Here is a 2,811-nt window from a genome sequence, read left to right as displayed (position 1 = left end):
TGGAATTGGTAGACACAAGGGATTTAAAATCCCTCGACTAACAAGTCGTGCCGGTTCAAGTCCGGCCTCGGGCACCATCTATCTATTAAGCGCTCTGCTTAAAAAATATCTAATAAACCTTCTAATATCTATAAAACATCCAGTAAAAATCCTGATTTATCATTTTTATGTTTTCTATGATTTATATTATCTTGATATGCACTACTTTATGCATGGTCTACCCAATAATAGCGTTGTGTGATAGTTCAGTAAGAGTTTGTATATCTATCGTATTAAAGATATATATGAGTAAGCATAATGTAATATCTCCAAACCCAATCCTATAACGCCTCAAATAAACCAGCCATGCAACCCTTAGCGACACAGAGTACTTAATGCTAATGAATACACTTTGAACTGAACTAAGCGTCATAGACTTATGATACCAACCAGTAAAGTAGGTCATTAGCTTTAAAAAATTCAAAACAGTAAAGCAATCTACACCTCGAGAGCAAACAACCTTGAAAGCAAAGTTCAAACACCTATGTGCTGGTAGCATAAAGTAATACCAATCTGCTTATATATGGGGTCTATTTAAGGTTAAGGAAATTACGCTAGATCTAGGCAAAAATTTTTGTATCTAGTGTTCTAAATAAAAATTTTTAACGACGTTATAGTGCAATTTAATTCGTTAAATTGCTCAGAGATTTATGCAGGTTGGTATAGTTGTCGAATTGGTTGCTAACACATGCTCATTGGAAGTTAAAAATCGCGGGTAAGAGTAAATCTAGAGTTATGGTGAGAACTTCAAATAGGTAAACAATAAAGTGCTTATACATAATGCAGAGCTATGGGCATTAAACATCTGTTTTTGTAGGTTGTCTTATCTAGGCTGATAATCAGATAATGTCTATACAGTTCTTATCGTCCGTAACAGCTTTTACGTATAAATGATTGAGTGCTATGTGTCAGGACTTTTTATTTTTAGAACTAAAAAAGCGAGCCGTAGCTCGCTGTTTATTGTTTATTTCCAGGCCTCGGGATCGACCTCTTTAGCAAGTTTAGGATGCTTACTTTTGTCAAAGGTGGGTATTAAGCCCTTTTTGCGTTGTTCGTTGTAATCTTTAGAGAGCCATACAACAACACCTGAAAGCATAAATAGCGCTATAACGTTTACAATGGCCATTAAACCCATTGATATATCTGCCAGCGTCCAAATTAAACCAAGCTCACCAACAGCACCAAACATCACCATACCTAAAACAACAAGTCTAAAGATAAACATACCTTTATTAGAGTTGTGCTCTAAAAACATTAAATTTGTTTCAGCGTAAGAGTAATTAGCCACAATAGAAGTAAAAGCAAAAAACAATATAGCAATGGCAATAAAGTAAGTACCCCAGTCGCCTACATGTTCTTGTAATGCTGCTTGTGTAAGTTCAATCCCCATAACACCAGATTCAGGTACTAATTGCTGCGATAGTAAAATAAGAGAAGCAGTCGCTGTACAAATAACAATAGTATCAATAAATACACCTAGCATTTGCACATAACCTTGTGATGCTGGATGAGGAGGGTAAGGTGTCGCAGTGGCTGCAGCATTAGCTGCACTACCCATACCAGCTTCGTTTGAGAATAAGCCACGCTTTATACCTTGGATCATAGCTTGTGTAACACCATAACCAATTGCACCTGCACCAGCTTGTTCAATACCAAAAGCACTTTTTATTATAAGTACAATTACATCAGGTAATGCAGTAAAGTTAATAGCGCATACATAAAGAGCCACTAACAAGTAAGCTAATGCCATAAATGGGACAACCATTTCAGCAAAACGAGAAATCGTTTTCAAACCACCAAAAATAATAATACCAGAGCCAATAACCAAGCAAATGCCTACTATATACTTAGGTACATCAAATGCTACTTCAAATGCTGCAGCAATAGAGTTTGACTGTACGGCGTTAAATACCAAACCAAAGGCTAAAATTAAGCATAACGAGAATAAAGTCCCCATCCAGCGTTTACCTAAACCGTTTTGCATATAATAAGCAGGGCCACCTCTAAAATTGCCTTCAGCATCTTTTGTTTTATAAGCCTGAGCCAAAGTACTTTCAGCAAAGCTTGTAGCCATACCTATTAATGCAATAAGCCACATCCAAAAAATAGCACCTGGCCCACCTAGGTATAAGGCAACAGCAACACCAGCCATATTACCTGTACCAACGCGTGCAGCTAACGAAGTACAAAAAGCCTGAAAGGATGAAATTTCGTTATCGGCACATTTACGAGAGCCAAACATAACTTTGAACATATGTGGAAATTGCACAAACTGAATAAAGCCTAGTCGAAAAGTAAAAAAGAGGCCTGCTGCTATTAATAAGTAGACGAGAACTTGGCCCCATAGAAGGGCACTTATACTGTTTATTATGTCTGTCATGGATACTGCCTAAATACATGAGTTAAAAAAAGTGACCGCAACTTATCACATCAGGATAAAAGTGTTTAGTTTTAAAGTTCAAAAACAGAGTTATCAACAGGGTTTTGTGGGTAACTTGTGCTTATCGTGTGTGCTTGCTTGGGGCTTAATTTTAATTACTATTTAATGAAAATAACGCTTGCGTAAAATCCGCCGCTCCCTATAATGCGACCCCACTGAGACGGGAAACGCTGAAGCATAGCGAGGCACGAAATACTCAGAGAGTTAAATAAAACTTCGGTTTTAAATTGTCGAAAGAAAGTTTAAAACTAAGTATTGACTCGAAAAATAAAGGGTGTATTATTCGCATCCCTTGAGACGCTAAAGCGACTCAAAACGTTCTTTAACAATAT

The 2,811-nt window shown here is 37.0% G+C and carries 1 protein-coding gene; it reads right to left on the bottom strand.

Going from position 1 to position 2,811, the window contains the following annotated elements; genetic code table 11:
* Nucleotides 1–1,003: 1,003 nt before the first annotated feature.
* The gene (locus AAEY62_RS19920; RefSeq protein WP_024591297.1) at nt 1,004–2,419 is read right to left on the bottom strand and encodes an alanine/glycine:cation symporter family protein; all 1,416 of its coding nucleotides are present in this window, start codon (nt 2,417–2,419) and stop codon (nt 1,004–1,006) included.
* Nucleotides 2,420–2,811 lie beyond the last annotated feature (392 nt).

Source organism: Pseudoalteromonas sp. GW168-MNA-CIBAN-0100 (assembly GCF_040309225.1).
GTDB classification, from domain to species: domain Bacteria; phylum Pseudomonadota; class Gammaproteobacteria; order Enterobacterales; family Alteromonadaceae; genus Pseudoalteromonas; species Pseudoalteromonas arctica.
Note: the sequence above shows the minus strand (reverse complement) of the source record. Positions and strands in the feature narration are given on the sequence as shown.